Below are 23,618 nucleotides of genomic sequence, written 5' to 3' on the forward strand. Positions count from 1 at the left end.
AGTTCTTTAGGATCTGGTTTTGAATGCGGCAAGAAGAACAGATACTGAAACAAGTTCAGCGTAAATAACCGTCATCCTGATACTGAAACAAGTTCAGCATGACGAAGTTCTTTAGCATCTGGTTTTGAATGCGGCAAGAAGAACAGATACTGAAACAAGTTCAGCGTAAATAACCGTCATCCTGATACTGAAACAAGTTCAGCATGACGAAGTTCTTTAGCATCTGGTTTTGTGAATGTGGGAAGAAGAACAGATACTGAAACAAGTTCAGCGTAAATAACCGTCATCCTGATACTGAAACAAGTTCAGCATGACGAAGTTCTTTAGCATCTGGTTTTGTGAATGTGGGAAGAAGAACAGATACTGAAACAAGTTCAGCGTAAATAACCGTCATCCTGATACTGAAACAAGTTCAGCATGACGAAGTTCTTTAGCATCTGGTTTTGTGAATGTGGGAAGAAGAACAGATACTGAAACAAGTTCAGCGTAAATAACCGTCATCCTGATACTGAAACAAGTTCAGCATGACGAAGTTCTTTAGCATCTGGTTTTGTGAATGTGGGAAGAAGAACAGATACTGAAACAAGTTCAGCATGACGGAAGTTCTTTAGGATCTGTTTGTTGAGGACTCAGTAAGAAAGACCTGATACTAGAATAAATTCAGCATAAATAACCGTCATCCAGATACTGAAACAAGTTCAGTATCTGTTCTTTAGGATCTGCTTTGTCGTTGGTACTGATAACTTCAGTACCATCATAACCCTCTACTATTTTTTTAACTTAGCAAAAGCATCGGCAAAGGCATTACCCATTGCCGCATTGTCATTCGTTTTTGGTTGTGGTTTTGCACTGCGTTGCTGATTGGATTTGGTATTTTTCGCTACGGTATTCTGTGAACGGTCATGAGGCTTATTGGTCGAAGTTTTTTGTTCTGGCTTGGTGGTCACTGTTTCATCTAATCGCATGGATAAGCTAATACGTTTTCTAGCCGCATCGACTTCCATCACTTTTACTTTAACGATATCACCCGCTTTAACAATTTCACGTGGGTCGCTAACAAACTTGTCAGTGAGTGATGAAATATGCACTAAACCATCTTGATGAACACCTAAATCAACAAAAGCACCAAAGTTGGCAACGTTTGAAATAACACCTTCGAGTACCATGCCGACAGTTAAGTCATTAATGGTATTTACGCCTTCTTTAAACTGTGCCGCTTTAAAGACAGGGCGAGGATCGCGCCCCGGCTTTTCTAATTCACTAACGATATCTTTAAGGGTTAACTCACCAATATTAATATCCTTGAGATCAGCGATATTAATTTTGCTTAGTTGCTCACTATTGCCGATTAAATCACTAATATTGCTATTGAGGTGGGCAATTATTTTTTCAATCACTGGGTAGCTTTCCGGGTGAACCCCAGAATTATCTAGAGGGTTTTTACCACCGGAAATACGTAAAAATCCCGCTGCTTGTTCAAAGGCTTTAGGCCCTAAGCGTGCTACTTTTTTCAGTGCTTTTCTGTCATCAAAACGGCCATGTGCGTCACGGTAAGCAACAACGTTATCGGCCATCGTTTTATTCAAACCTGAAACCCGTGTTAACAGCGCAGCTGAAGCACTGTTTAAATCAACACCGACATTGTTTACACAATCTTCGATAACATTGTCGAGGGTTTTACTTAGCTGGCTCTGACTTACGTCATGTTGATATTGACCAACACCAATCGCTTTAGGGTCAATTTTTACCAGTTCAGCTAATGGGTCTTGTAAGCGTCGTGCGATAGAAACAGCGCCACGTATTGAAACATCTAAATCTGGAAATTCTTTTGCTGCAAATTCTGACGCAGAATACACCGAAGCACCTGCTTCACTGACCATCACTTTTTGTGGTTTGTTTGCTTCTAACGCCTGAATCACTTCAGCCGCGAGTTTGTCACTTTCACGTGAACCAGTACCATTGCCAATGGCCAGTAATTCAACCTTGTGTTGTTGACATAAACTCACTAAGGTTCGTACTGATTTTTCCCAATGATTCTGTGGTGCGTGTGGGAAAATCGTCGCGGTTTGTAATAATTTACCGGTAGCATCAACAATCGCTAATTTACAACCGGTGCGCATACCTGGGTCTAAACCTAGCGTCGTTTTTGCACCAGCAGGCGCGGCCATTAACAAATCACTTAAATTGGTAGCAAAAACTTTTATCGCCCCATTTTCTGCTTGTTCACGTAAATTACCCAATAATTCAGTTTCTAAACTCAAGCTTAATTTTATTTTCCATGCCCAGCGTACTACTTTAGTAATAAATTCTGCGCCAGCCTGTCCGGTTAAACGAAGGTTGTAGTGCTCACAAATAATCTGTTCGGCACTTGAGTAATGATTATCTTCTTGGCTTGGATCTACATTAATACTCAGTTGTAATATTTTTTCATTACGACCACGCAGCATCGCTAAAGCACGATGTGAAGGGACATTTTTTAATAATTCTGAATGCTCGAAATAGTCACGATACTTAGCACCTTCTTGTTGTTTACCTTTAGCAACAACACTGGATAAATGCGCCTGTTTTAATAAATGCTTACGCAATTTCTGTAATAAGTTAGCGTCTTGAGCAAAACGTTCAATGAGGATATAAATAGCGCCCTCAAGTACTGCTTTTTCATCGCTAAAACCAGCATCATTATTAATAAAGGCTGTTGCTTCAATTTCTGGCGTTAACGTCCAATTATTGTAAAGGTTATTGGCAAGAGGCTCTAAACCCGACTCTATGGCTATTTGACCTTTAGTGCGGCGTTTAGGTTTAAACGGTAAATATAAATCTTCTAAACGGGTCTTGTTGTCAGCGGCTTGTAATTCTTTTTCTAATGACGGCGTTAATTTATCTTGTTGGGTGATGCTGGTGATAATGACTTTTCGACGGTCTTCAAGCTCACGTAAATAACTTAAACGTTGGTCAATGTGGCGCAGATGGTTATCGTCTAACCCTTGGGTGACTTCTTTACGGTAACGCGCAATAAAAGGTACGGTAGCGCCATCATCAAGCAAGTTTATTGCTGAAGTTATCTGAGTGGTTTTAACGTTAAGTTCTGTTGCGATGAGTTCAGCAATAGTAGCCATTAATTGACGAGCCTTTTTGAAAGAATAAGTTTTAAAGCACTATGTTGCCATGGTTTGATAGCAGCATCAATTTGCTTGTTTGGTTTTATTAGTGAAGATTAACGACTGAAAAACGAATGTTTTTTTATCGCGTTGTTGGTATGAAAAATACCAGCCAAGTTAGTTTTCAGTGAGATAACTTGGCATTAAATGGCGATACTAAAATTCTTCACTTTCGGGTAGATCTGTTGGTAAATCAGCAGATAACCACTGGCAAATCAGATCGTTTGCTGTTTCTAAACCAGTATATTTTAATGATGAAAAAGCTTGTACGGTAATATCAGCATTTAACGATGCTAAGGCTTTTTTAACTTGAAGCACTTCAGCACTTCTTTTACCTTGTGAAAGCTTGTCGCATTTTGTTAATAACGCCAATATCGGTAAATCACTGTCCGCGGCCCATTGGATCAAGTCCATATCAAGATCTTTTAACGGATGACGAATATCCATTAAAATAACTAAGCCTTTTAAACAATCACGTTTTTCTAAGTATTCGCCAAGCGCTTTTTGCCATTTCTTCTTCATTTCAATCGGAACTTTGGCAAAGCCGTAGCCGGGTAAGTCAACTAAACGTCTGTTAGGTGCGACTTCAAAAATGTTAATAAGCTGTGTTCGACCTGGTGTTTTACTGACTCGAGCTAAACCACGTTGGTTGGTTAGGGTATTTAGTGCGCTTGATTTACCCGCATTTGAACGTCCCGCAAAGGCCACTTCTATACCGCTGTCTTCAGGCAAGCGACGAATATCCGGCGCACTTAATGTGAAAGTGGCTTTACTTAAATGAATAACAGGTGATGACAAAATGGTGTCCAATAACAAATAAAAAAAGCATTATATCTTTTTTTTCTCGTTAAACAGTAAAAAGTGTCATTTTTTAAGCTTAATTTTTACTATGCTTATTACACCGCGCTGATATTAGTGTAAAATGTTACCAGTTTTTATATTCACCTTTTTATTTTTTAGTGAATACTTAATCAATAGTAGCAGAGCAGAGAGCCATTCAATGAATAAAATTATTTTTTCGTTAATTCTTGCCGTAACGAGTATTAATGTCGCGTTCGCAGCAGCCGGAAATGCTGATGCAGGTAAAAGTAAAGCAGCTATGTGTAGTGCTTGTCATGGTGCTAATGGCATTGGTGCAAGTGATGCATTTCCTAATTTAGCGGGTCAGCATGCTGCTTATATTGTTAAACAATTACAAGCCTTTAAAAGTGGTACACGTGTCAACGCTATGATGGCGCCAATGGCGGCGGGCTTATCTGATCAAGATATGGCAGATATCGGTGCTTACTTCTCAAGTTTAGATAGAAGTGGCGCAACCGTTTCAGCTGAACTTGCCAGCATGCATTCAGCCCCCACGGCTGTAGTAGCAAGTGTTGCTTATGTTGCCAATGCTAGTGCAGGTAAGAGTCTTTACGAATTAGGTGATCCGTCACGTAATATTGCTAGCTGTATCGGCTGTCATGGTAAAGAAGGTAATAGTAAGGTATTAATCAACCCGAATTTAGCCAACCAACATGCCCAGTATATCGAAAAGCAATTACATGCCTTTAAAGATAAAACGCGCGTTAACTATGCAATGAATCAATTTGCTGGAGCGATGACCGATGAAGACATTGCTGATATGGGTGCCTATTTTTCTGACACTAAGGCCGTTGCTCATGTAAAAGCCAAGCGTGTTGCTACCGTTGCGGTTATTACGGAAGCAGCGATTGCCGGTAAAGCTAAATCAGCAGTTTGTTCCGCTTGTCACGGTGTAGACGGTAACAGTTTAGTCCCTATGTATCCTAAGTTGGCTGGCCAACATGCCGAGTATACGGCTAAGCAATTACTAGAATTTAAATCTGGCGCACGTGAAAATGCGGTAATGGCAGGTATGGCTGCAGCCTTGTCTGAACAAGACATGGCAGAATTGGGTGCATACTTTGCTAGTCAAAAACCGACACCAGGTAATGGCAAGGGCTCTGAACTAGGGCGGAAACTATACTTTGGTGGAGACACAACTCGTGGTATTACCGCTTGTATCGCTTGTCATGGCGCATCCGGTAAAGGTGTTGCAAAAGCGGGTTTCCCTGTTGTTGCTAATCAAAGTGTTGAATATTTAACCGCACAGTTAATGAGCTTTAAAGCCGGTGAACGCTATAATGATCGTAATAGCATGATGCGCAATATAGCTAAACGCCTGAAGAAAAAAGATATTGACGCATTAGCGCAGTACATGTCTTCAATGAAATAAAGAACGGTTAAAATAATTTTTTCAAAAAAGCAGCTTAATAAGCTGCTTTTTTATGCCCGCTAAGTGATCAATAAATTAGTCCGATGGGTATAACTTGTGTAAACTGTTTGATATTGAAGACTGCAATGCCTAAGGTAATAACCTTACCAACCATTGCTAGCCACATTTAATTATCTACATATATAGAGAGCTCAACGATGAAAAGAATACTACTAAGCTTGGTTTTATTAGGAACAAGTGCACTAAATATCAGCCATGCTGCTCAAGGCAATGTTGATGCCGGTAAAACAAAATCGGCAATGTGTGGCGCATGTCACGGTGTTGATGGTAATAGCTTAGTACCTATGTATCCTAGCCTCGCCGGACAAGGTAGTAGTTATATCGCAAAACAATTAGCTAACTTTAAAACGGGGCTAACGTCGGGTGGAAAAGAAGGTCGTGTTAATGCAATTATGGGCGGTATGGCCATGGCATTAAACGAACAAGACATGCTTGATTTAGGCGCTTATTATAGTGCACAGCCCGCAAAATATGCGGGTGGAGAAACCAGTGCAGTTGGCAAAAAATTATACTTTGGCGGCGATGTAGAGCGCGGAATTACTGCTTGTATCGCTTGTCATGGCGCTGATGGAAAAGGCATGTCACAAGCTGGTTTTCCTGCTTTGGCGGGACAAAATGCAATGTACTTGACTGCTCAATTGGAAAGTTTTCGTTCTGGAGCTCGCTACAACGATAAAAATAGCATGATGCGAAACATTGCTATGAAACTAGAAGATGATGATATTGCTGCTTTAGTGAAGTACATGGCGACGATTAAATAGTCACTTATAGCGCATCTGAACATTGTCTTTTTTTGCCATCAATTTTACCAAGACATACCTTGACGTACAGGGATGCACTAATGCCTTGAAAGACAGGATGTCTGAGAAAGGCCATCCTGAACATTTTCTTTTTTTGCCATCCATGGCACCAAGACATACCGTTCATCCTGAACATAAAGCAGCTTAATAAGCTGCTTTTTTATTGGCTAAGATACGTTGATGTCGTACACTAAAATAGATGTTATTAATTGGTAATTTATTGATTTTAAAGGTAAGGATAACTATCTTGATGGAACGGGGACTTTTGTGAAAAACCATTCAGTCGTTAATAATATGATTGCTTGTCATCAATGCGATTCATTATTACCCATGCCATACTTATTAGAAGGCCAAAATGCGTTATGTGGCTGTTGTGGCGCGATGTTATTTTCAAAAAAGAAAGATGCGATTAATCGGACTATTGCTGTCGCCATCGCCGGATTATTGCTTTTTTTCCCTGCGACTTTATTACCCATTATTGGCATTGGCGCTGCAGGTCTTTATAATGATGCCTCTTTAGTTGACTGTATTACGCTTTTAATCGATAGTCGAAATTACGTACTCGCCTTTGCTGTTTTTATGTTTACCATCGCTATTCCTGTGGTGAGGTTGATCACTGCTTTATATATCACATGGTGCATAAAGTTCCAGCAAATTAAACCTTCGCTGTTAGTGTTTTTTCGCTCTTACCATGTTTTGGATACATGGACGATGCTCCACGTGTTTTTTCTTGGTGTTATTGTCTCTATGTATAAACTCTCTTCACTGGCTGATATGACGATTGATGGCGGGTTATTCAGCTTGATACTCCTGTTGTTATGCTCAACATTGATGTCGGTCACTATCGATCAGCATAGTATATGGCATGAGCTGGAGAAATCTCTTGAGCAATAAAGCGCTTGCTGCAGGTTTGGGCAGTTGCCCCAAGTGTCATAAACTCAATGTGATGCATGCCAGCCGACAAGTCTGTTCACGTTGTTTAACGCTATTCTCTGCACGAAAGCCTAAAAGTATTGAATACACACTTGCGTGGACCATTGCCGCGTTAGTGATGTTTATTCCGGCGAATATCTATCCTATGATGGTGTTTTATACTTTTGGCAAACCCGAAGCATCAACCATTTTGGAAGGGATCGCCATTTTTATTCAAATGGGTATGTTGCCAGTCGCGGTCATTATTTTTATTGCTAGCTTTGTCGTACCCTTAGGAAAAATTATTGGGCTATTTACCTTAATGTATAACACCAAAAGAAAAACACAATTGACGTTAAAACAACAAGGTCAGTTATATCATATTGTTGAATTTTTAGGACCATGGTCAATGCTTGATGTATTTGTGGTCACGGTTATGGCTGCGGTCGTTAACTTAGGCTTTTTATCTAGTATTGAACCAGCCGTCGGCATTACCTATTTTACCTTAATGGTGGTATTTACCATTTTTGCTGCGGAAAGCTTTGATCCGCGACTATTATGGGATAACCATCAGAAGCATAATCATCAGTCACTTTCTGAAAAAACATATAAAAATACGGACGTTCTTCATCATGACAAATAAAACTATTCTTGCCGAGTCAAAAGCCATTATTAAAAGTAGAGAAGGTATTTCTGCGGTCTGGTTAGTGCCTATTATTGCGTTGTTGTTTGGTGCTTGGTTAATTGTAAAAGCTGTTTCTGATAGAGGCACTTTTATTACCGTTCAGTTTGAAAGTGCTAGTGGTATTGTGGTCGGTAAAACTCAAGTTCGCTATAAAGGACTTACCACAGGTATTGTTCGTCACGTTGAAGTGTCTGAAGATTTGCAGAGTGTTATTGTTGAAATTGAAATGATTTCAAGCTCGAAAAAAATGTTGACCGATAAAACGCGCTTTTGGTACGTTACTGCAGATGTTTCATTTCAAGGGATCACTGGACTAGATACTTTATTATCTGGGAGTTATATAAATGTAATGCCTGATATTGAAGAAGAAGGTAAAGTAAAGAGTCATTTTATTGCCTTAAGTGAAGAGCCGGTCTTAGACCAAGCAACGCCAGGTTTACATGTTTCGTTAAAAACGAAAACCTTAGGTTCATTGGGGAAGAAATCGCCAGTTTTATTTAAACAAATTACCGTTGGTTATGTTGCTGGATTTAACTATGAAGCAACTTCAGATTTGATTAATATTAACCTTTTTATTGAACCTGAGTACGCTAACTTAGTAAAAGAAAATTCCCGCTTTTGGAATACCAGCGGTGTCACTGTCTCCGGTTCATTAACCAGTGGGGTAACCGTTCATACTGATTCGCTTGCTTCCGTTATTGCTGGAGGGGTTGCTTTTGGTAATTCAGATTATGAAGCTGTGATGGCAGAGGCTAAAAATGGCCAAAACTTTACTTTATATTCTGATTATGAAACCGCTAATATGGGCCATGAAATTCAGTTAATGTTAAATTGGAATTCGGGTCTAGACCGTGGTGCCTCAATTATGTATCAAGGATTAACCTTAGGGAAAATCACCGACTTTACTCGTATTGATCCCCAAGAAAGAGTTATCGAAGCCAGCGCTATTATTAATCCGCGCATCATTCCTTACCTGACCAGCGACTCGCAATTCTTTGTTATTGCGCCTAATCTCGATCTCGGCGGTGTTACAAATTTACATACTTTAATGTTAGGGGCTCACATTGGTATTCGTCCCTCAGTTGATGGTAAACCGCTAAATAAATTTAATGTTTATAATCAAGAACCCGCTTATCAATACAGTGAACCCGGGTTACATTTAGTGTTAAAAGCGCAAGATGTTGGCTCGTTAACCACAAGCTCTAATATTTATTATAAGCAACAGAAAGTAGGCACTATTCAGGCGATTGAAAATATTGGCCCTAATGAATTTTTAGTACACATCTTCATCGAACCTAAATACAAAAGCTTTGTTTCTAGTGATAGTCACTTCTGGAATGCCAGTGGTTTGCATATTTCAGGTGGCTTACAAAACTTTGATATACAAGCGCAATCTATTCAATCGATGTTAGCGGGCGGCATTGCTTTTGACTTAGGTGATAATAATGAAAAAGCAGCACCTAAAAACGGCGATAACTTTCAGCTATTTATTGATAAAAACGTCGCTAAGCAGCGCTCAACATTTAACCTGTATACAAACAGTGCCCATGGTTTAAGTACCAAAACACGTATCATGCTAAGGGGCGAAGAAATTGGCTCTGTACATCAAGTTATTCGCCAGCAAGACCAAGTTACTTTACAGGTTGGGGTCTTAGCTGATTACGAATATATTCTTCGAGAAAACAGTCAGTTTTGGCTGGTTAATGCCGACTTATCCTTGTCAGGAATGACTAATACCGATGCTTTATTTGGTGGTGCGTATATCAGTGTTAACGTTGGAGAGGGTGAAAAAGCCCATGACTTTATTGTCACCGACTTACCACCAGCAAAACATTTATCATCGAAAGGGCTACAACTGTCGCTCAAATCAGAGCAAGGCAACGTTGTTAATCCAGGTAGCCCGATTAGTTTTAGAGGTATAGCTGTTGGACAAGTGGATAATGTTTCTCTCGATACCACCGGCAATAATGTTGAAATAAACATTACCGTAGAGGAAGAGTATCGACATTTAATTTCAAACTTTACTCGTTTTTATAATGCCAGTGGTATGACAATAAGTGGTGGTGTAGGGAATTTTATCGTTAAAACAGAATCAGCTGATGCGATATTAAAGGGCGGGATCAGTTTTATCAATCCAGAAATAAAGCCTGAGCAAGACAGGGTTGAAGAGGGAGAGAAATTTACCTTATTTGACAATATTGAGCATGCAAAGTTAGCTGGAGTCGCCATAGAAATTCATTTTAATGATGTTGAGGGCTTGAAAAATAATTTAAAAATAAAATATCAAGACCAACAAGTAGGCTTGGTTTCTCGGATTAAGTTTGACCAGCAAGGTCTTGGCGCAACTGTTTATGCTTTCCTAAATGACAATGGTCGAAAATTTGCCGTGGCAGACTCAAAATTTTGGTTTGCTAAACCTGAGCTTGCTCTGGTGGGATCGGTTAATGTTGGTGCTATGCTAGAGGGCGGCTTTATTGGTTTAATGCCAGGTAAAGGGGAAACACGTCATCGCTTTGAAGCCAAAGCTATTATGCCGGTGACGACTACTCTCCCTTCGGGCTTAAATCTTTCATTAAGTGCAAAAAAATTAGGTTCAGTGAGAACCGGTAATCCTGTGCTCTATCGACAAGTAAAAGTGGGTAGGGTAATTGGCGTCGACTTATCACCTACCGCCGACACCGTTAATATCTATATTAATATTTATCCGCGTTATGCGCCTTTAGTCAGCCAAAGCAGTCAGTTTTGGAATACCAGTGGTATTCGTATTGATGCGGGGCTTTTTTCAGGGATAAACATAGACTCCGAATCTATAGAAACACTGCTTGCTGGTGGCATTGCATTTGCGACACCTGAGGTTGATGTTACTGCAACTTTTCAGCCAGCAGAGCAAGGACAACTATTTATGTTAGCGCGGGATGTTGATGATGATTGGCATAAATGGCAACCTAAAATTGAATTGTCGCAATAATAAAAGAGACATCACCCTGACCTTTCTTCAATATACCGTAGGCGATAAAGTTAAGAAAAAACGATAAATTTGGTCTAAAAAGACAATTTTTCGATATTTATGAATAACTATAATAATCAAGATCACACAATTCGTTACAAACCAACAGGTAACGAATTGGCATGACTCATGCTATTAATAATTTAATATATTAACTGATTATAATTATAATAAAGTGAAACATTTATGGAAAATGACCTGATCCCCACGAATAAAGCGCTAACCCCTTTAACAAACTCTAATCGTATTCAAGTGATGGACTTACTTCGTGGTTTTGCCTTAATTGGCATTATTATGATGAATATCGAATGGTTTAATCGCCCTGTTAGCGCATTAATGAGCTTCGATTATAGTCTTACTGGCTTTGATTGGGCGTCAAGTTGGTTAGTTAAAGTGTTTGTTGAAGGCAAATTTTATAAGTTATTTTCAATACTTTTTGGTATGGGCTTTGCCATCATGCTAGTGAGAGCACAAGAGGCAGATCGTAAATTCGGTGCATGGTTTACCCGACGTATGTTGGCATTATTTGTCTTTGGTATGGCGCATTTAATTTTTATTTGGGGTGGAGATATTATTCACGACTATGCGGTAGGAGGTTTGCTTTTACTGGGGTTTGTTTTACTTTTACGTACTAAAAAATTAGCACGATTTAACACCCCCGCCACATTTGCAAAGGTGGGTTTCTCGCTATTACTGATGCCGCTATTGGTTTCAATGTTTGCCGCCCTTTATTTTGGTGTTACTCGTGATAACACAGTAATAACCAACGATTGGCAGCAAGAGATCAGCATTAATCAGCAGCTTGATGTTTTACTCAAACAAGAAAAAGATAATCCCAAAGAAATATTGCTTAATAAAAATATAGAGGTTGAAGCAGAAAGTACCTTAATAGCAACAGATAGTGATATTAAAGCATTAGATGAACTAGAAGAAGTGGTAGAAGAAGTCGATGAAGACAGTATGACTAACGAAGAGCTTATCACTTATAAAGCTCAACAACGTTTTGAACGAAAACAAAAGCGTGCGCAAGACGAAGCAAAAGAAACAGCAGCTTTTACGCAAACTAGTTATATTGAAGCGACTAAGTATCGAGCAAAAAGCGCTATTGAAGCTTTAGGCAGTACGCCTACTTTTGCTTTCTTTGTTTGCTTACCTCTTTTTATGGTGGGCTATTGGTTAGTCGCTAGTGGCAGAATGAAAAACCCACAACAACACCAAAGTTTCTTCAGTGTTATGTGCTGGGGCGGATTGAGCATTGGCTTACTGTTAAGTATTGCTGGGACTTTTATTAGTCTACACCCGGTTACAAAAAGCGCTCTCGAAGTGAGAGCGGGCGGACAAACTATTTTTTACTACGGGCAGTTTGTGCTCTGTGCCGGTTATATCGGGTTGTTTGTAAAATTAGCTAGCAAAGCTTGGTTTATCAAAGGCTTTTCATGGTTGGCACCGTTAGGAAAAATGGCGCTTACTAATTACATTGGTCATTCTATTATCTTAACGACAATATTCTATGGCTATGCCGGTGGTATGTTTGGCCAAATAGCCCGCGGACAACAAATGCTTATTGTTGTCGCGGTAATTGTTGCCCAAGTTGTTTTTTGTACACTATGGTTGAAGTTCTTTAGGTTTGGCCCGTTAGAATGGTTATGGCGCTCAATTACGTACCTGAAATGGCAACCATTACTCTTAGAAAAAAAACGTGATACAAGTATCGCTTCTTAGGTTTAAATGGGAAAAGTTACTGCATTAAATGCTGGAATTGTTTAACTGCAATTTCAGCATTTTCACTTTCAGTGACCGCAGTAACAACCGCTATGCTGTCAACACCCGTCTGCCAAACACGTTCAGCTCGTTGATGATTAATGCCGCCAATGGCTACAACCGGAATATTGCTCGCTAATTTCAATAGGTGTTGTAAGTTTTCTACCCCTTGAATTTGTCCGCTCATATTTTTAGTTTTAGTTGAAAATATAGCGCCAATCGCTAAGTAAGAGGGTTGTAATTGTTGTGCTAATAAAAACTCATAACAACCGTGAGTGCTGATGCCTAAACGTAAACCTGACTGTTGAATCTTAGTTAAATCAGCGTCTTGTAAATCTTCTTGACCAATATGCACACCGTAAGCGCGATGCTTTATTGCTAATTGCCAATAATCATTAATAAACAAGCGCGTTTTATACGGCTGACTTATGGCTATGGCTGCAATGATGAGTTGTTCAAGTTCGCTGTCAGTCTTATTTTTTAGTCGCAGTTGAATAATGTCTAAGCCTAATGGCAGTATACGTTTTAACCAATAAAGTGAGTCAACCACAGGGTAAAGCCCAAGCTTTTTATCCGTTAATGCTAACGACGGAAAAGGTGGTAACCCCTGATGTTTTTCCGCTAGATTGGATGATATTCTGGGGAAAAAATCAGCTTTATCAGGCCAATAGGTTTGCTCAAATGCACCATAATAATCGGGTTTGTTCATGCTAGTGGTTACTGATTTAGCAAGACCTTGATTAATAAATGCTTTTGTTAAGGTAAAGGCGTCACGTAATAAATAGCCTTGTGCTAAAAAAGCCGCTAATGCGCTAGCAAAGGAGCATCCACCACCATGACTGTAAGACGTATTTATTCTCGGTGAAGAGAGTTGATAACTTATCGATGATTGTTCAACGCGATGTAAACAATAGTCACCGCTGACGGGTAAGCCATCATGGTCTAATACGTTACTGTGTCCACCTTTTACGATGACGCTGGCGATGCCTAATTCAGCAATTTTTGTTGCCAGCTCTACGGGGTTAAGGGTCGATAAGTTTGATAATTGTTGCGCTTCCATCAGGTTGGGGGTGATAACATCAACGTAGTGGAACAATAGGGTTAAATCTTCTCGCTGTAGTGCTGAAAAACTACCACCAACACTGGCTTGGCCAACGGGGTCAAAAACAACTATTATTTTTGAATATTTAGCTTTAAAACCCGCTAATAATTCGCTTAACCATTTTACTTGTTCAAGATTGGCTATTAAGCCAATCTTAATGACACTCGGTGGTTTATCATCAATTAATACCTTGGCTTGTTGTTGTAATATCTCGCTAGCTACCGGATTTATCGAGACAAGGCGGTTAGCGTTTTGTACGGTATTTGCGGTGATCAAATGACAAACTTCAACACCCAAGGCATGACCTGTTTTTATATCGGCGGCAATGCCGGCACCACCAGAGCAATCGCTACCAGAAATCGTCCAGACAATCGGTTTTTCTTTAACACTTTTTGTCATAGTTTAATCCTTATTGATGCCAAAAAGGTGTCTCTAAGGTTGGCGTTGATCGTCCAGACAATCGGTTTTTCTTTAACACTTTTTGTCATAGCTTTATCCTTATTGATGCCCAAAAGGTGTCTCTAAGGTTGGCGTTGATCGTCGAGACAATCGGTTTTTCTTTAACACTTTCTGTCATAGCCTTATCCTTATCCTTATTGATGCCAAAATGGTGTCTCTAAGGTTGGCGTTGACGGATGAGCGGTTTGTCGTTGCTGCATTACACCCGCCATGTATCCTTGCTCGCCAGCGACAATGGCTTGTGCGAAGGCTTTTGCCATTAGCATCGGATTATCTGCCAAGGCAATTGCTGAATTTAATAATACGGCGTCGTAACCCATTTCCATGGCTAGACAAGCATCTGAGGGTTTACCAATACCGGCATCTAAAATGAGAGTTACATCGGGAAGCCGCGAACGAATCGTTGCTAAATTATAAGGGTTCATTAAACCCTTACCTGTGCCTATTGGCGATGCCCAAGGCATGATCACCTGACAACCTAAGTCATATAGACGCTGACACACCACTAGATCGTCGGTGCAATAAGGCAGCACTTTAAAACCCTCGTTTAACAACTGTTCGCTGGCTTTTAATAGCTCAATAGGGTCTGGTTGTAAATTATAGTCATCACCGATAACTTCCAATTTTATCCAATCCGTTTGAAAAATCTCGCGGCTCATTTTTGCTAGGGTTACCGCTTCTTTAGCTGTTTTACAGCCCGCAGTATTTGGTAATAGAAACCCCTGAGTCTCTTTAACAAGGTCTTGAATATATTGCCAAATTTTTGCACCTGACTGTTGCGCAGGATTCTGCCGTTTTAACGAGAGGGTAACCACTTTTGCACCACTGGCTAAGATAGCTTGTTTCATGATCTCAGGTGAAGGGTAAAGTGCGCTACCTATGAGTAGTCTGCTATCAACAGCTTGTCCGTATATCATTAGCTTGGTAGAAAGTGTCATTATTAACCTCCCTGAATAGGAAACAGCACATCAATACTATCTCCTGGATTAATTATAGTTTTTTGGTAATACGCTTTACCAACAAAGTCACCATTAAGGGCCACGGCAAAACTTTGCTGTTGCTGCTCTGACGTTAAATAATACTGTAATGCCATTGATATATCGGGGTTTATACTGGTGATGCCTTGCCCATTGATAAAATAGGTTACGTTAGTTGCTTTAGTATTCATTGATGGCTAACCACTTATGATAAGGAGATTCTGTTAATGAGCGCCGCTCGAAAAAATGCGCAACGCTAAACTCTAACTGCTTTAACACAACCGGCGCAATAAGGTAGCCGTGGCGAAACAGTCCATTGACCTGGATAAGCCGATTTTGCAGTGATATTTTAGCTTGGTTATCACTAAAAGCAGGTCTTAACTGGCTAATATGTTGGCGAATATTGGCTTCAGCAAATCCAGCATGGACACTATAAGCCGCGCTGAGTAATTCCATTGAAGAACGTACCGTCATTGGCGCGCAATCTTCACTTTCGATTTCAGTTGCTCCCACTACATAAAAACCGTTAGTTTTAGGGGCAATATATAATTGATAACGTGGATGCATTAAACGAATTGGCCGGGTGATATTGACCTCTGGCGCAAATAACTGAAACAATTCACCTCGTACACCCCGCAAATCTGTTAAAGGAGCCGCGGCGGCTTTGCTTGCACTGCTGCGTGCGCCTGCGCCGCGACAGTCAATCGCTAAATCAGCAGCGACAATATGCTTTTTACTGTCAGCTTGTTTTGTGCCTTTGTTATCTACTTGGCTATCCTCATGATAAGTCACCAAACAGGTAGATTTTTGTTGTTCAATGTTAACAACAGGTGCATTTTCTAACCAAGTAACGCTACTTTTTTCTAGCTGCTTTTGCAGGGCTTTTAGTAATTTACGATTACCTATTTGCCCTTCTTCAGGTAAAAACAATCCATGATTAAAGCGATGTGCTAATTCGGGTTCAAGGGTAAGTATTTGTTGGCGATTAAGTTGTTGCAGCTGATGGTGCGGATAATGATTTTTGATATAACCGACAAAACGCTGATAATCACCTTGGTCTTGCTCATGGCTAACCATTAAGGTACCTGCTTGTTGAAAATAGGTATAACCGTCTAATTTAGCAAGCATTTCAGGCCAAAGCTTTAATGATTCAAAGCCCATTTCAACAATATTACCATCGCTGTGCATAGCTTCACCTAGCGGCGTTAATAAACCCGCAGCAGCATAAGCGGCACTTTGGTGGCCCTGTTTATTATCTTTATCGATCAAGGTCACTTGATAACCTTGGTTGACCAAAGATAATGCTATTAAACGACCCACTAACCCTGCGCCAATAACAACGATGTTGGCACAAATTTGAGGTGGCTTAGTGGACTGCTGATAAATAGTCATCGGCTGGCTACTTCACCTGATGGTAAATTTCACTACCGGTTGCTTTAAATTCCGCCGACTTTTCAGCCATGCCTTGTGCTATATCGGTTGGCGTTGCGTCTAAAATAATCACTTCGTCAAGTAACTGTATCTCTATTTTATTACTGGCTTCAAGACCCGCGGCATAATCACGTACTTCCTGAGATATTTTCATCGAACAGAATTTTGGCCCACACATAGAGCAAAAGTGGGCAACTTTACCCGACTCTTGTGGCAAAGTTTCGTCGTGATAAGCCTTGGCTCTTTCAGGGTCTAAACCAATATTAAATTGATCGTACCAACGAAATTCAAAGCGTGCTTTACTCATGGCATTATCACGAATTTGCGCCCCCGGATGACCTTTTGCTAAGTCGCCGGCATGGGCTGCAATTTTATAGGTCATTAAACCTTCTTTAACATCTTCTTTATTGGGTAAGCCTAAATGCTCTTTAGGCGTGACATAACAGAGCATCGCACAACCGTACCAACCAATATTAGCGGCGCCAATACCCGAAGTAATATGGTCATAACCCGGTGCAATATCAGTGGTTAATGGACCTAAAGTGTAGAAAGGTGCTTCGCCACAATGTTTAAGTTGCTCGTCCATATTTGCTTTGATCATATGCAATGGCACATGACCGGGACCTTCAATAATCGTTTGAACATCATGCTGCCAAGCAATTTTAGTTAATTCGCCTAAGGTATGTAATTCTGCAAATTGTGCTTCATCGTTGGCATCAGCGACCGAGCCCGGGCGTAAACCGTCGCCGAGTGAAAACGAGACATCGTATTGCTTTAAAATTTCACAAATATCTTCAAAGTGGCTGTATAAAAAATTTTCTTTATGATGCGCTAAGCACCACTTCGCCATAATTGAACCACCACGCGAGACAATACCGGTGACACGCTTAGCGGTCATCGGAACATAGCGTAATAATACGCCGGCATGAATAGTAAAATAATCAACACCTTGCTCGGCTTGTTCGATAAGGGTATCGCGGAAAATTTCCCAGGTTAAATCTTCAGCGACGCCATTTACTTTTTCTAGCGCTTGATAGATAGGTACTGTACCAATGGGCACTGGCGAGTTACGCATGATCCATTCACGGGTTTCATGAATATTACGGCCGGTTGATAAATCCATTACCGTGTCTGCACCCCACTTGGTTGACCAAACCAGTTTTTCTACTTCTTCTTCAATGGAAGAGGTCACCGCCGAATTACCAATATTGGCATTCACTTTAATTAAAAAGTTACGACCAATAATCATCGGCTCACATTCTGGGTGGTTAATGTTTACTGGAATAATTGCCCGGCCGCGTGCAACTTCATCACGGACAAACTCTGCGGTAATTTGCGCTGGAATACTGGCGCCAAATGACTGGCCTTTATGTTGTAGTAGTAAGGTTTTATCTTTAACTTCCTCACGTTTTAAATTTTCACGAATGGCAATATATTCCATCTCAGGGGTAATGATCCCTTGGCGAGCATAGTGCATTTGGGTAACGTTTTTGCCTTTTTTAGCAACACGCATTTTAGGCAAGTGTTCGAACCGTATCGCGTCAACACCATCGTCAGCTAAACGTTGTTGAGCATAAGTAGAGCTATTTGATGTTAAAAGCTCAACATCGCCACGACGATCAATCCAACTTTCACGCAGGCGAGGAATGCCTTTGTGTACGTCTATATCGACGTTTTCATCGGTATAAAAACCTGAGGTATCATAGACACAAAGTGGTTCATTTTTTTCGTAAGTAGGGTTATCTTTATTACCTGATAATAAAGTATCAGACAAGGTGATTTCGCGCATACCTACCTTGATATCATGAATTTTACCTTGCACATAGACTTTTTTAGAATTGGGGAAGGATTGATCAGAAACGTTTTTTAAGAATGCTTCTGCTTGCTCGCGACGTTCTCTGCGCGTGAATTGATGTATTGCTTTGGTCATTTTTTTGCCTTTTAATAATATGCATTTTGTTATGAATGCACTAATAAAAAAGACGAAGTGTAGAGTGAGGAAAAAATAAAGCAGCGACGGACAGAATCCTTAAACGGCATTATTTTACCTTGTTCCCATACGCAGATATTAATCTGATCAGGTTCTACGGATCCCGCTTTCGCGATCTCAGCTTTGAGTATTTCGTTTAGAAATAATCTCAGCACTCCGACAAGTAAGTGAGGCGATTCTAGCGTATAAGTTTCAAAATAGGCAAATGATAATTACTATTTCTTTATAATAACTTATTAGTTAAGTTGTTTTGTCACCAATAAAAGCCAGCCTTTTTAGGCTTCACAATGGGTATTGTACAATGCTAATATATTGTATACACAAGGAATATTAGGATAATAATAATGATAAAAAAAACCATACAGGCCACTTTGCTTGGCTTAGCTTGCACTCTGGTATTTGTTGGACAAGCGGCGGCAAGTAATTGGCAGCAAGAAAGTGGTAAAATAACGCATCAAGAAAAATTACGAGGCACTATTACGCCAGAAAGAAAGTGGTGGGATTTAAGCCATTATCATCTTGATGTTAAAGTTGACCCACAGACAAAAATATTCTCAGGGTCTAATACTATGACCTATCAGGTAGTAGCCAAAGGCCAACGTTTACAAATAGAATTACAAGCACCGATGAAGCTTGAAAAAGTATTACAAAATGGTCAGGTGCTAAAGGTTGAACAAGACGGTTATTCTTATTTTATTACGCCAATAAGTGAGCAAAAAATAGGCTCGGAGCAACAGGTTGTGATGTATTTTTCGGGGCAGCCAATGACGGCAAAAAACGCCCCTTGGGATGGCGGTATTACTTGGAAGAAAGACAGTAATGGTTTCGACTTTATTGCTACTTCAAATCAAGGCATTGGTTCTAGTATTTGGTGGCCTAATAAAGATCATCCTGCCGACGAGCCTAACAACGGCGTGTTAATCAGTGTTGAAGTGCCTGAGCATTTAATGGATATTTCTAATGGCCGATTAATTAAAATCGAACACAATAAATTAGCTAAAACTAAGACCTATCATTGGCAAGTTGTTAATCCGATTAATAATTATGGGGTCAATATTAATATTGGTGACTACGTTCATTTTGGCGAAAAGTATCAAGGTGAAAAAGGTCAGCTTGATATGGACTACTATGTGTTACGAGAAAACTTAGCGAAAGCAAAAAAACAGTTTAAAGACGCGAAACGCACCATTGAAGCGTTCGAGCATTGGTTTGGTCCTTATCCGTTTTATGAAGACAGTTATAAACTAGTAGAAGCGCCTTATTTGGGCATGGAACATCAAAGTTCAGTGACTTATGGTAATGGTTATCAAAATGGTTATTTAGGGCGTGATAGAAGTAGTACCGGTCCAGGATTATTATTTGATTTTATTATTGTTCATGAATCAGGTCACGAGTGGTTTGCTAATAACATCACCAATAAAGATGTTGCCGATATGTGGATCCATGAGAGCTTTACCAACTATTCAGAAAGCCTATTTTTAGAATATCATTTTACTCAAGAGCAAGCTTTTGAATACGTTCGTGGTCAACGGATGAATATTGGTAATCAATCGCCTATTATTGGTGAATATAATGCTAATCGCGGTGGCTCTGGTGATATGTACGATAAAGGTGGCAACATGTTGCATACCATTCGCCAAGTGATTAATGATGATAAAAAATGGCGAGAAATACTGCGCGGACTAGGTAAGGTTTTTTATCATCAAACGGTGACTAGCCAAGATATTGAAAACTACATCAGTTCACAGTCAGGCATCGACTTGAGTAAGGTCTTTGATCAATATTTACGTGATATACGTATTCCCACTTTTGAATATTTTATCAAAAATAACGTGATGAAAATTCGTTGGGGTAATGTGGTTGAGGGTTTTGATATGCCGTTACGTGTCACTATTGCCGGTAAAACACAGTGGCTGGCACCAACAACTGCTTGGACAGTAGTTGAGCTTGAGCAAGAAAATCCACGTATTTCGGTTGATGCTAACTTTTATATTTCGACACTCAGTGTGCTGGGAAATTAGCTTTTAAAGTTAACGATGTAATATTAAAAAGGAGAGCTTATTGCTCTCCTTACACGTCAACGGTCAGTTAACTATTGCGCTTAAAAAGCATATTTAAAACCAACAGAAAGTAGCTTAGTACCGTCATACGTTTCATAAGAAGCTTCAACGCTGACTTTTTTATTGAGGCTATAACCAACACCAGCGCCAATACCAAGTTCCCATGAATCATCAGACATTGATTCACCGCGGTAACTTGCTTTGATGTCTAAGTTTGCATAAGACGGCATTACATAAAGATATGCGCCATTGTTGAAGTCGTATTGACCACGCAAAGATAAAGCAAGCAAGCTTTCTATTTCAAGTTTTGCACCGTAAAGTGAGTCATCACCAGCACCGGTACCGATACGAAGTTCAGGCATCAAGTAAAAATTTTTCACTGAATTTTCAATTTTATAGGCCACTGAGCCATAGATAAAATTTAATGAGATATCGTCGCCATCTGAGCTATCAGATAACTGACCGAATCCACCACCCGCTTGCCAATCAGAAGCTACGGCTGTTAGAGAAAGACTGAAAAGAGTGAGTGCGATAGCGGTTTTCTTAAACATAATAAATCCTTTATTTTATTTGGGTTAACTTTAGGTTAAATTAAGGTGAAAATTTCGCGGCAGAGCTTAACACCAAGATATTTTTTGTTCAATAATCTTTAATAAATTAGTCGGGCACTTGGCAATTAATAATATTAGTGGCAATATTTAACGATGAATAAACATTTTTTTATGTCTTCAAAACCTTATTTACTTGGACTTACAGCATTATTGTTGTGGGTGTTTTGCTTACCGTTTGCAAAAAGTTATGCAATGAAAAGCGAGAGCACAACGAAGTTATGTCAGCGCTCGCCATCAGCATGCCTAGAAAAAGTTAATATTGAATTAACTCGAGTACAACCAAAAAGCCGCATCTGGTTTAGCTTAATGCAATTCAAGTTATCATCGCTATTTATTTTGCAACACAGTGATGAGCTTTATCAGGAAACCAAGCGTTGGATAGACGATGAAGACCTACCGATCCCTTTTCAAGTCACTCTTTACATGTACTATGCTAAGTCCCTGCTTGGTGATGGCGAGTTAGCTGAAGGTAAGCGTTATATCTATAAAGCAAAAACACAATTATCGATAATGAATGATGCCTATCCCTCACCAATTAAATTAATAGAAATCGCTAATTTACAACTTTATATCGGTGAATATTCAGAAGCGTATGCATCACTAAATGCCTTAAAGGAAAAGTATAGAAATAGCCATAACCCACAGTTTATGATGGAGCTGTATGGTCATTTAGGCCATGTAGCTAACAAACTTGAGTATTATGATGAAGCACTTGTTCATTGGCAGGCAACGGTTCCTTGGAGCTATAAATATGGTAACGAACAACAAATAGCGACAGTACATTTTAATTTAGGGCAAGCACAACAACACGCTGAACAATATTTATTAGCCGAAAAAAGTTACTTAGCCGCGATTGAACATGCAGAAATTGCTTTAGATGTTGTTAAAGCCTCTCATGCAAAATTGTACTTAGCTGAAATAAAGTTGCTGGGCGGTGATAAAGAGCAAGCCGAGGCGTTATTACTGGCCATTGATGAAGAGCGCTTAGCGCCAAATCTGCTCTTAAAACTCCATGATCTTAAAAGTGAACTATAAATTTTTTTAAGGCGCACTAGATAAAAGCATGCTGTAAAAAGATTTGATAAATCCTTATGGCTAATATCTCGCCATCATAGTGATAGCGTTAGTTCTTAATCCTTTAAAAAATAATTATATCCATTTCAATAGGCTGTTATTCCTGAACTTTATCCACTATCATTGTCTCTAAAGCATGTAATCAGGTCAATTCATATGTCAGCAGCTACGCAAAAACTAAATACCATCAAATCTAAAGCCGCCATTGCTTGGGGGCCAAATCAACCCTTAACGATTGAAGAAATTGATGTAGAGCTTCCCAAAAAAGGCGAAGTACTGGTTAAAATAATCGCCTCAGGCGTTTGTCATACCGATGCTTTCACACTTTCAGGTGAAGACCCCGAAGGGATATTTCCAGTGATTTTAGGGCATGAAGGTGGCGGAATTGTTGAACAAATAGGAGAAGGGGTAACCAGTGTTGCGGTGGGCGATCATGTTATTCCTTTGTACACGCCTGAATGTGGTGAGTGTAAATTCTGTCAATCAGGTAAAACAAACCTGTGTCAAAAAATTCGCGAAACTCAAGGTAAAGGCTTAATGCCTGATGGTACCTCGAGATTTTCATTAAACGGTAAAGCTATATTCCATTATATGGGTTGTTCAACTTTCTCTGAATATACGGTTTTACCTGAAATATCTTTAGCAAAAGTTAACCCCAAAGCACCGCTTGAAGAAGTGTGTTTATTGGGTTGTGGGGTAACGACGGGCATGGGTGCAGTCATGAATACGGCAAAAGTTGAAGTAGGCGATACCGTGGCTATTTTTGGTTTAGGTGGCATTGGTTTATCGGCTGTTATTGGCGCTGCTATGGCGAAAGCAAGCCGGATTATTGCGATTGATATCAACGAAAGCAAATTTGAGTTAGCCAAAAAACTTGGCGCAACTGACTGTATTAACCCCAAAGATTACGACAAACCTATTCAAGACGTTATTGTTGAATTAACCGATGGCGGTGTCGACTATTCTTTTGAATGTATCGGTAATGTCAATGTAATGCGTTCAGCCTTAGAGTGTTGTCATAAAGGCTGGGGTGAGTCTATTATTATTGGTGTTGCTGGCGCAGGGCAAGAGATTTCAACCCGTCCATTTCAGTTAGTTACCGGCCGAGTATGGCGTGGCACTGCCTTTGGTGGCGTAAAAGGTCGCAGCGAATTACCTGAATACGTAGAACGCTATCTTGCCGGTGAATTTGCTTTAAACGATTTTATTACGCATACCATGTCGTTAGAAAAAATTAATGAAGCGTTTGAATTGATGCACGAAGGTAAGAGTATTCGTAGCGTTATTCATTTTTAAAC

The 23,618-nt window shown here is 39.9% G+C and carries 17 protein-coding genes and 1 riboswitch; of the genes, 9 read left to right on the top strand and 8 right to left on the bottom strand.

Annotation, left to right across the window (positions count from 1 at the left end; genetic code table 11):
• Nucleotides 1-767 precede the first annotated feature (767 nt).
• Together ESZ26_RS09100 and yihA are read right to left on the bottom strand one after the other, a co-directional pair.
• Complete coding sequence (locus ESZ26_RS09100; protein ID WP_146796696.1) at nt 768-3,116, bottom strand: Tex family protein; 2,349 nt, start codon at nt 3,114-3,116, stop codon at nt 768-770.
• A gap of 198 nt (nt 3,117-3,314) precedes the next feature.
• Nucleotides 3,315-3,956 (bottom strand): ribosome biogenesis GTP-binding protein YihA/YsxC, encoded by a 642-nt coding sequence (gene yihA, locus ESZ26_RS09105; protein ID WP_395880421.1) that lies wholly within the window; start codon nt 3,954-3,956, stop codon nt 3,315-3,317.
• A 202-nt stretch (nt 3,957-4,158) separates the two neighbouring features.
• On the opposite strand from yihA, the gene ESZ26_RS09110 reads away from it, so the two are divergent.
• From ESZ26_RS09110 to ESZ26_RS09135, 6 genes are all read left to right on the top strand, one after another.
• Nucleotides 4,159-5,391, top strand: a complete 1,233-nt coding sequence (locus ESZ26_RS09110; RefSeq protein ID WP_170246340.1) for a c-type cytochrome — start codon at nt 4,159-4,161, stop codon at nt 5,389-5,391.
• Between the two features lie 197 nt (nt 5,392-5,588).
• On the top strand, nt 5,589-6,212 hold the full coding sequence (locus ESZ26_RS09115) for a c-type cytochrome (RefSeq protein WP_146796702.1): 624 nt from the start codon (nt 5,589-5,591) through the stop codon (nt 6,210-6,212).
• Between the two features lie 306 nt (nt 6,213-6,518).
• Nucleotides 6,519-7,145, top strand: coding sequence for a paraquat-inducible protein A (locus ESZ26_RS09120; protein ID WP_146796705.1), 627 nt, complete (start codon nt 6,519-6,521; stop codon nt 7,143-7,145).
• Nucleotides 7,135-7,806 (top strand): paraquat-inducible protein A, encoded by a 672-nt coding sequence (locus tag ESZ26_RS09125; protein WP_170246341.1) that lies wholly within the window; start codon nt 7,135-7,137, stop codon nt 7,804-7,806. The genes ESZ26_RS09120 and ESZ26_RS09125 overlap by 11 nt, the downstream gene beginning before the upstream one ends.
• Nucleotides 7,796-10,816 (top strand): PqiB family protein, encoded by a 3,021-nt coding sequence (locus ESZ26_RS09130; RefSeq protein WP_146796710.1) that lies wholly within the window; start codon nt 7,796-7,798, stop codon nt 10,814-10,816. Before ESZ26_RS09125 ends, ESZ26_RS09130 begins: the two co-directional genes overlap by 11 nt.
• A 225-nt stretch (nt 10,817-11,041) precedes the next feature.
• Entirely contained in the window at nt 11,042-12,577 is a 1,536-nt protein-coding gene (locus ESZ26_RS09135) for a DUF418 domain-containing protein (RefSeq protein WP_146796713.1), read from the top strand.
• Nucleotides 12,578-12,593: 16 nt separating this feature from the next.
• Here the strand turns inward: ESZ26_RS09135 and thiE are convergent, their stop codons facing one another.
• From thiE to thiC, 5 genes are all read right to left on the bottom strand, one after another.
• On the bottom strand, nt 12,594-14,117 hold the full coding sequence (thiE, locus tag ESZ26_RS09140; protein ID WP_146796716.1) for a thiamine phosphate synthase: 1,524 nt from the start codon (nt 14,115-14,117) through the stop codon (nt 12,594-12,596).
• Between the two features lie 194 nt (nt 14,118-14,311).
• Entirely contained in the window at nt 14,312-15,115 is an 804-nt protein-coding gene (locus ESZ26_RS09145; RefSeq protein WP_146796719.1) for a thiazole synthase, read from the bottom strand.
• Between the two features lie 2 nt (nt 15,116-15,117).
• The gene (gene thiS, locus ESZ26_RS09150; protein WP_146796722.1) at nt 15,118-15,345 is read right to left on the bottom strand and encodes a sulfur carrier protein ThiS; all 228 of its coding nucleotides are present in this window, start codon (nt 15,343-15,345) and stop codon (nt 15,118-15,120) included.
• Nucleotides 15,335-16,546, bottom strand: a complete 1,212-nt coding sequence (locus tag ESZ26_RS09155; protein ID WP_146796725.1) for an FAD-dependent oxidoreductase — start codon at nt 16,544-16,546, stop codon at nt 15,335-15,337. The genes thiS and ESZ26_RS09155 overlap by 11 nt, the downstream gene beginning before the upstream one ends.
• A 7-nt stretch (nt 16,547-16,553) precedes the next feature.
• On the bottom strand, nt 16,554-18,515 hold the full coding sequence (gene thiC, locus ESZ26_RS09160) for a phosphomethylpyrimidine synthase ThiC (protein ID WP_146796728.1): 1,962 nt from the start codon (nt 18,513-18,515) through the stop codon (nt 16,554-16,556).
• Nucleotides 18,516-18,621: 106 nt separating this feature from the next.
• Nucleotides 18,622-18,744: riboswitch (TPP riboswitch) on the bottom strand.
• Nucleotides 18,745-18,919: 175 nt separating this feature from the next.
• On the opposite strand from thiC, the gene ESZ26_RS09165 reads away from it, so the two are divergent.
• On the top strand, nt 18,920-20,596 hold the full coding sequence (locus tag ESZ26_RS09165) for a M1 family metallopeptidase (protein ID WP_146796731.1): 1,677 nt from the start codon (nt 18,920-18,922) through the stop codon (nt 20,594-20,596).
• 80 nt (nt 20,597-20,676) lie between these two features.
• Here the strand turns inward: ESZ26_RS09165 and ESZ26_RS09170 are convergent, their stop codons facing one another.
• Nucleotides 20,677-21,186 (bottom strand): outer membrane beta-barrel protein, encoded by a 510-nt coding sequence (locus ESZ26_RS09170; RefSeq protein WP_146796734.1) that lies wholly within the window; start codon nt 21,184-21,186, stop codon nt 20,677-20,679.
• A 153-nt stretch (nt 21,187-21,339) separates the two neighbouring features.
• On the opposite strand from ESZ26_RS09170, the gene ESZ26_RS09175 reads away from it, so the two are divergent.
• Together ESZ26_RS09175 and ESZ26_RS09180 are read left to right on the top strand one after the other, a co-directional pair.
• Complete coding sequence (locus ESZ26_RS09175; RefSeq protein ID WP_146796737.1) at nt 21,340-22,281, top strand: tetratricopeptide repeat protein; 942 nt, start codon at nt 21,340-21,342, stop codon at nt 22,279-22,281.
• A gap of 195 nt (nt 22,282-22,476) precedes the next feature.
• Nucleotides 22,477-23,616, top strand: coding sequence for an S-(hydroxymethyl)glutathione dehydrogenase/class III alcohol dehydrogenase (locus ESZ26_RS09180; RefSeq protein ID WP_146796740.1), 1,140 nt, complete (start codon nt 22,477-22,479; stop codon nt 23,614-23,616).
• The last annotated feature ends 2 nt before the right edge of the window (nt 23,617-23,618 follow it).

Source organism: Colwellia hornerae (assembly GCF_007954355.1).
Classification (GTDB): domain Bacteria; phylum Pseudomonadota; class Gammaproteobacteria; order Enterobacterales; family Alteromonadaceae; genus Colwellia_A; species Colwellia_A hornerae.

Bases quoted from the DNA above. Each gene is read 5' to 3' on its own strand.
- ESZ26_RS09135 (WP_146796713.1), top strand. From the start codon at position 11,042: ATGGAAAATGACCTGATCCCCACGAATAAAGCGCTAACCCCTTTAACA.
- ESZ26_RS09170 (WP_146796734.1), bottom strand. From the start codon at position 21,186: ATGTTTAAGAAAACCGCTATCGCACTCACTCTTTTCAGTCTTTCTCTA.
- ESZ26_RS09175 (WP_146796737.1), top strand. From the start codon at position 21,340: ATGAATAAACATTTTTTTATGTCTTCAAAACCTTATTTACTTGGACTT.
- ESZ26_RS09130 (WP_146796710.1), top strand. From the start codon at position 7,796: ATGACAAATAAAACTATTCTTGCCGAGTCAAAAGCCATTATTAAAAGT.
- ESZ26_RS09165 (WP_146796731.1), top strand. From the start codon at position 18,920: ATGATAAAAAAAACCATACAGGCCACTTTGCTTGGCTTAGCTTGCACT.
- ESZ26_RS09180 (WP_146796740.1), top strand. From the start codon at position 22,477: ATGTCAGCAGCTACGCAAAAACTAAATACCATCAAATCTAAAGCCGCC.
- ESZ26_RS09155 (WP_146796725.1), bottom strand. From the start codon at position 16,546: ATGACTATTTATCAGCAGTCCACTAAGCCACCTCAAATTTGTGCCAAC.
- thiC (WP_146796728.1), bottom strand. From the start codon at position 18,515: ATGACCAAAGCAATACATCAATTCACGCGCAGAGAACGTCGCGAGCAA.
- thiS (WP_146796722.1), bottom strand. From the start codon at position 15,345: ATGAATACTAAAGCAACTAACGTAACCTATTTTATCAATGGGCAAGGC.
- ESZ26_RS09145 (WP_146796719.1), bottom strand. From the start codon at position 15,115: ATGACACTTTCTACCAAGCTAATGATATACGGACAAGCTGTTGATAGC.
- ESZ26_RS09110 (WP_170246340.1), top strand. From the start codon at position 4,159: ATGAATAAAATTATTTTTTCGTTAATTCTTGCCGTAACGAGTATTAAT.
- ESZ26_RS09115 (WP_146796702.1), top strand. From the start codon at position 5,589: ATGAAAAGAATACTACTAAGCTTGGTTTTATTAGGAACAAGTGCACTA.
- ESZ26_RS09100 (WP_146796696.1), bottom strand. From the start codon at position 3,116: ATGGCTACTATTGCTGAACTCATCGCAACAGAACTTAACGTTAAAACC.
- thiE (WP_146796716.1), bottom strand. From the start codon at position 14,117: ATGACAAAAAGTGTTAAAGAAAAACCGATTGTCTGGACGATTTCTGGT.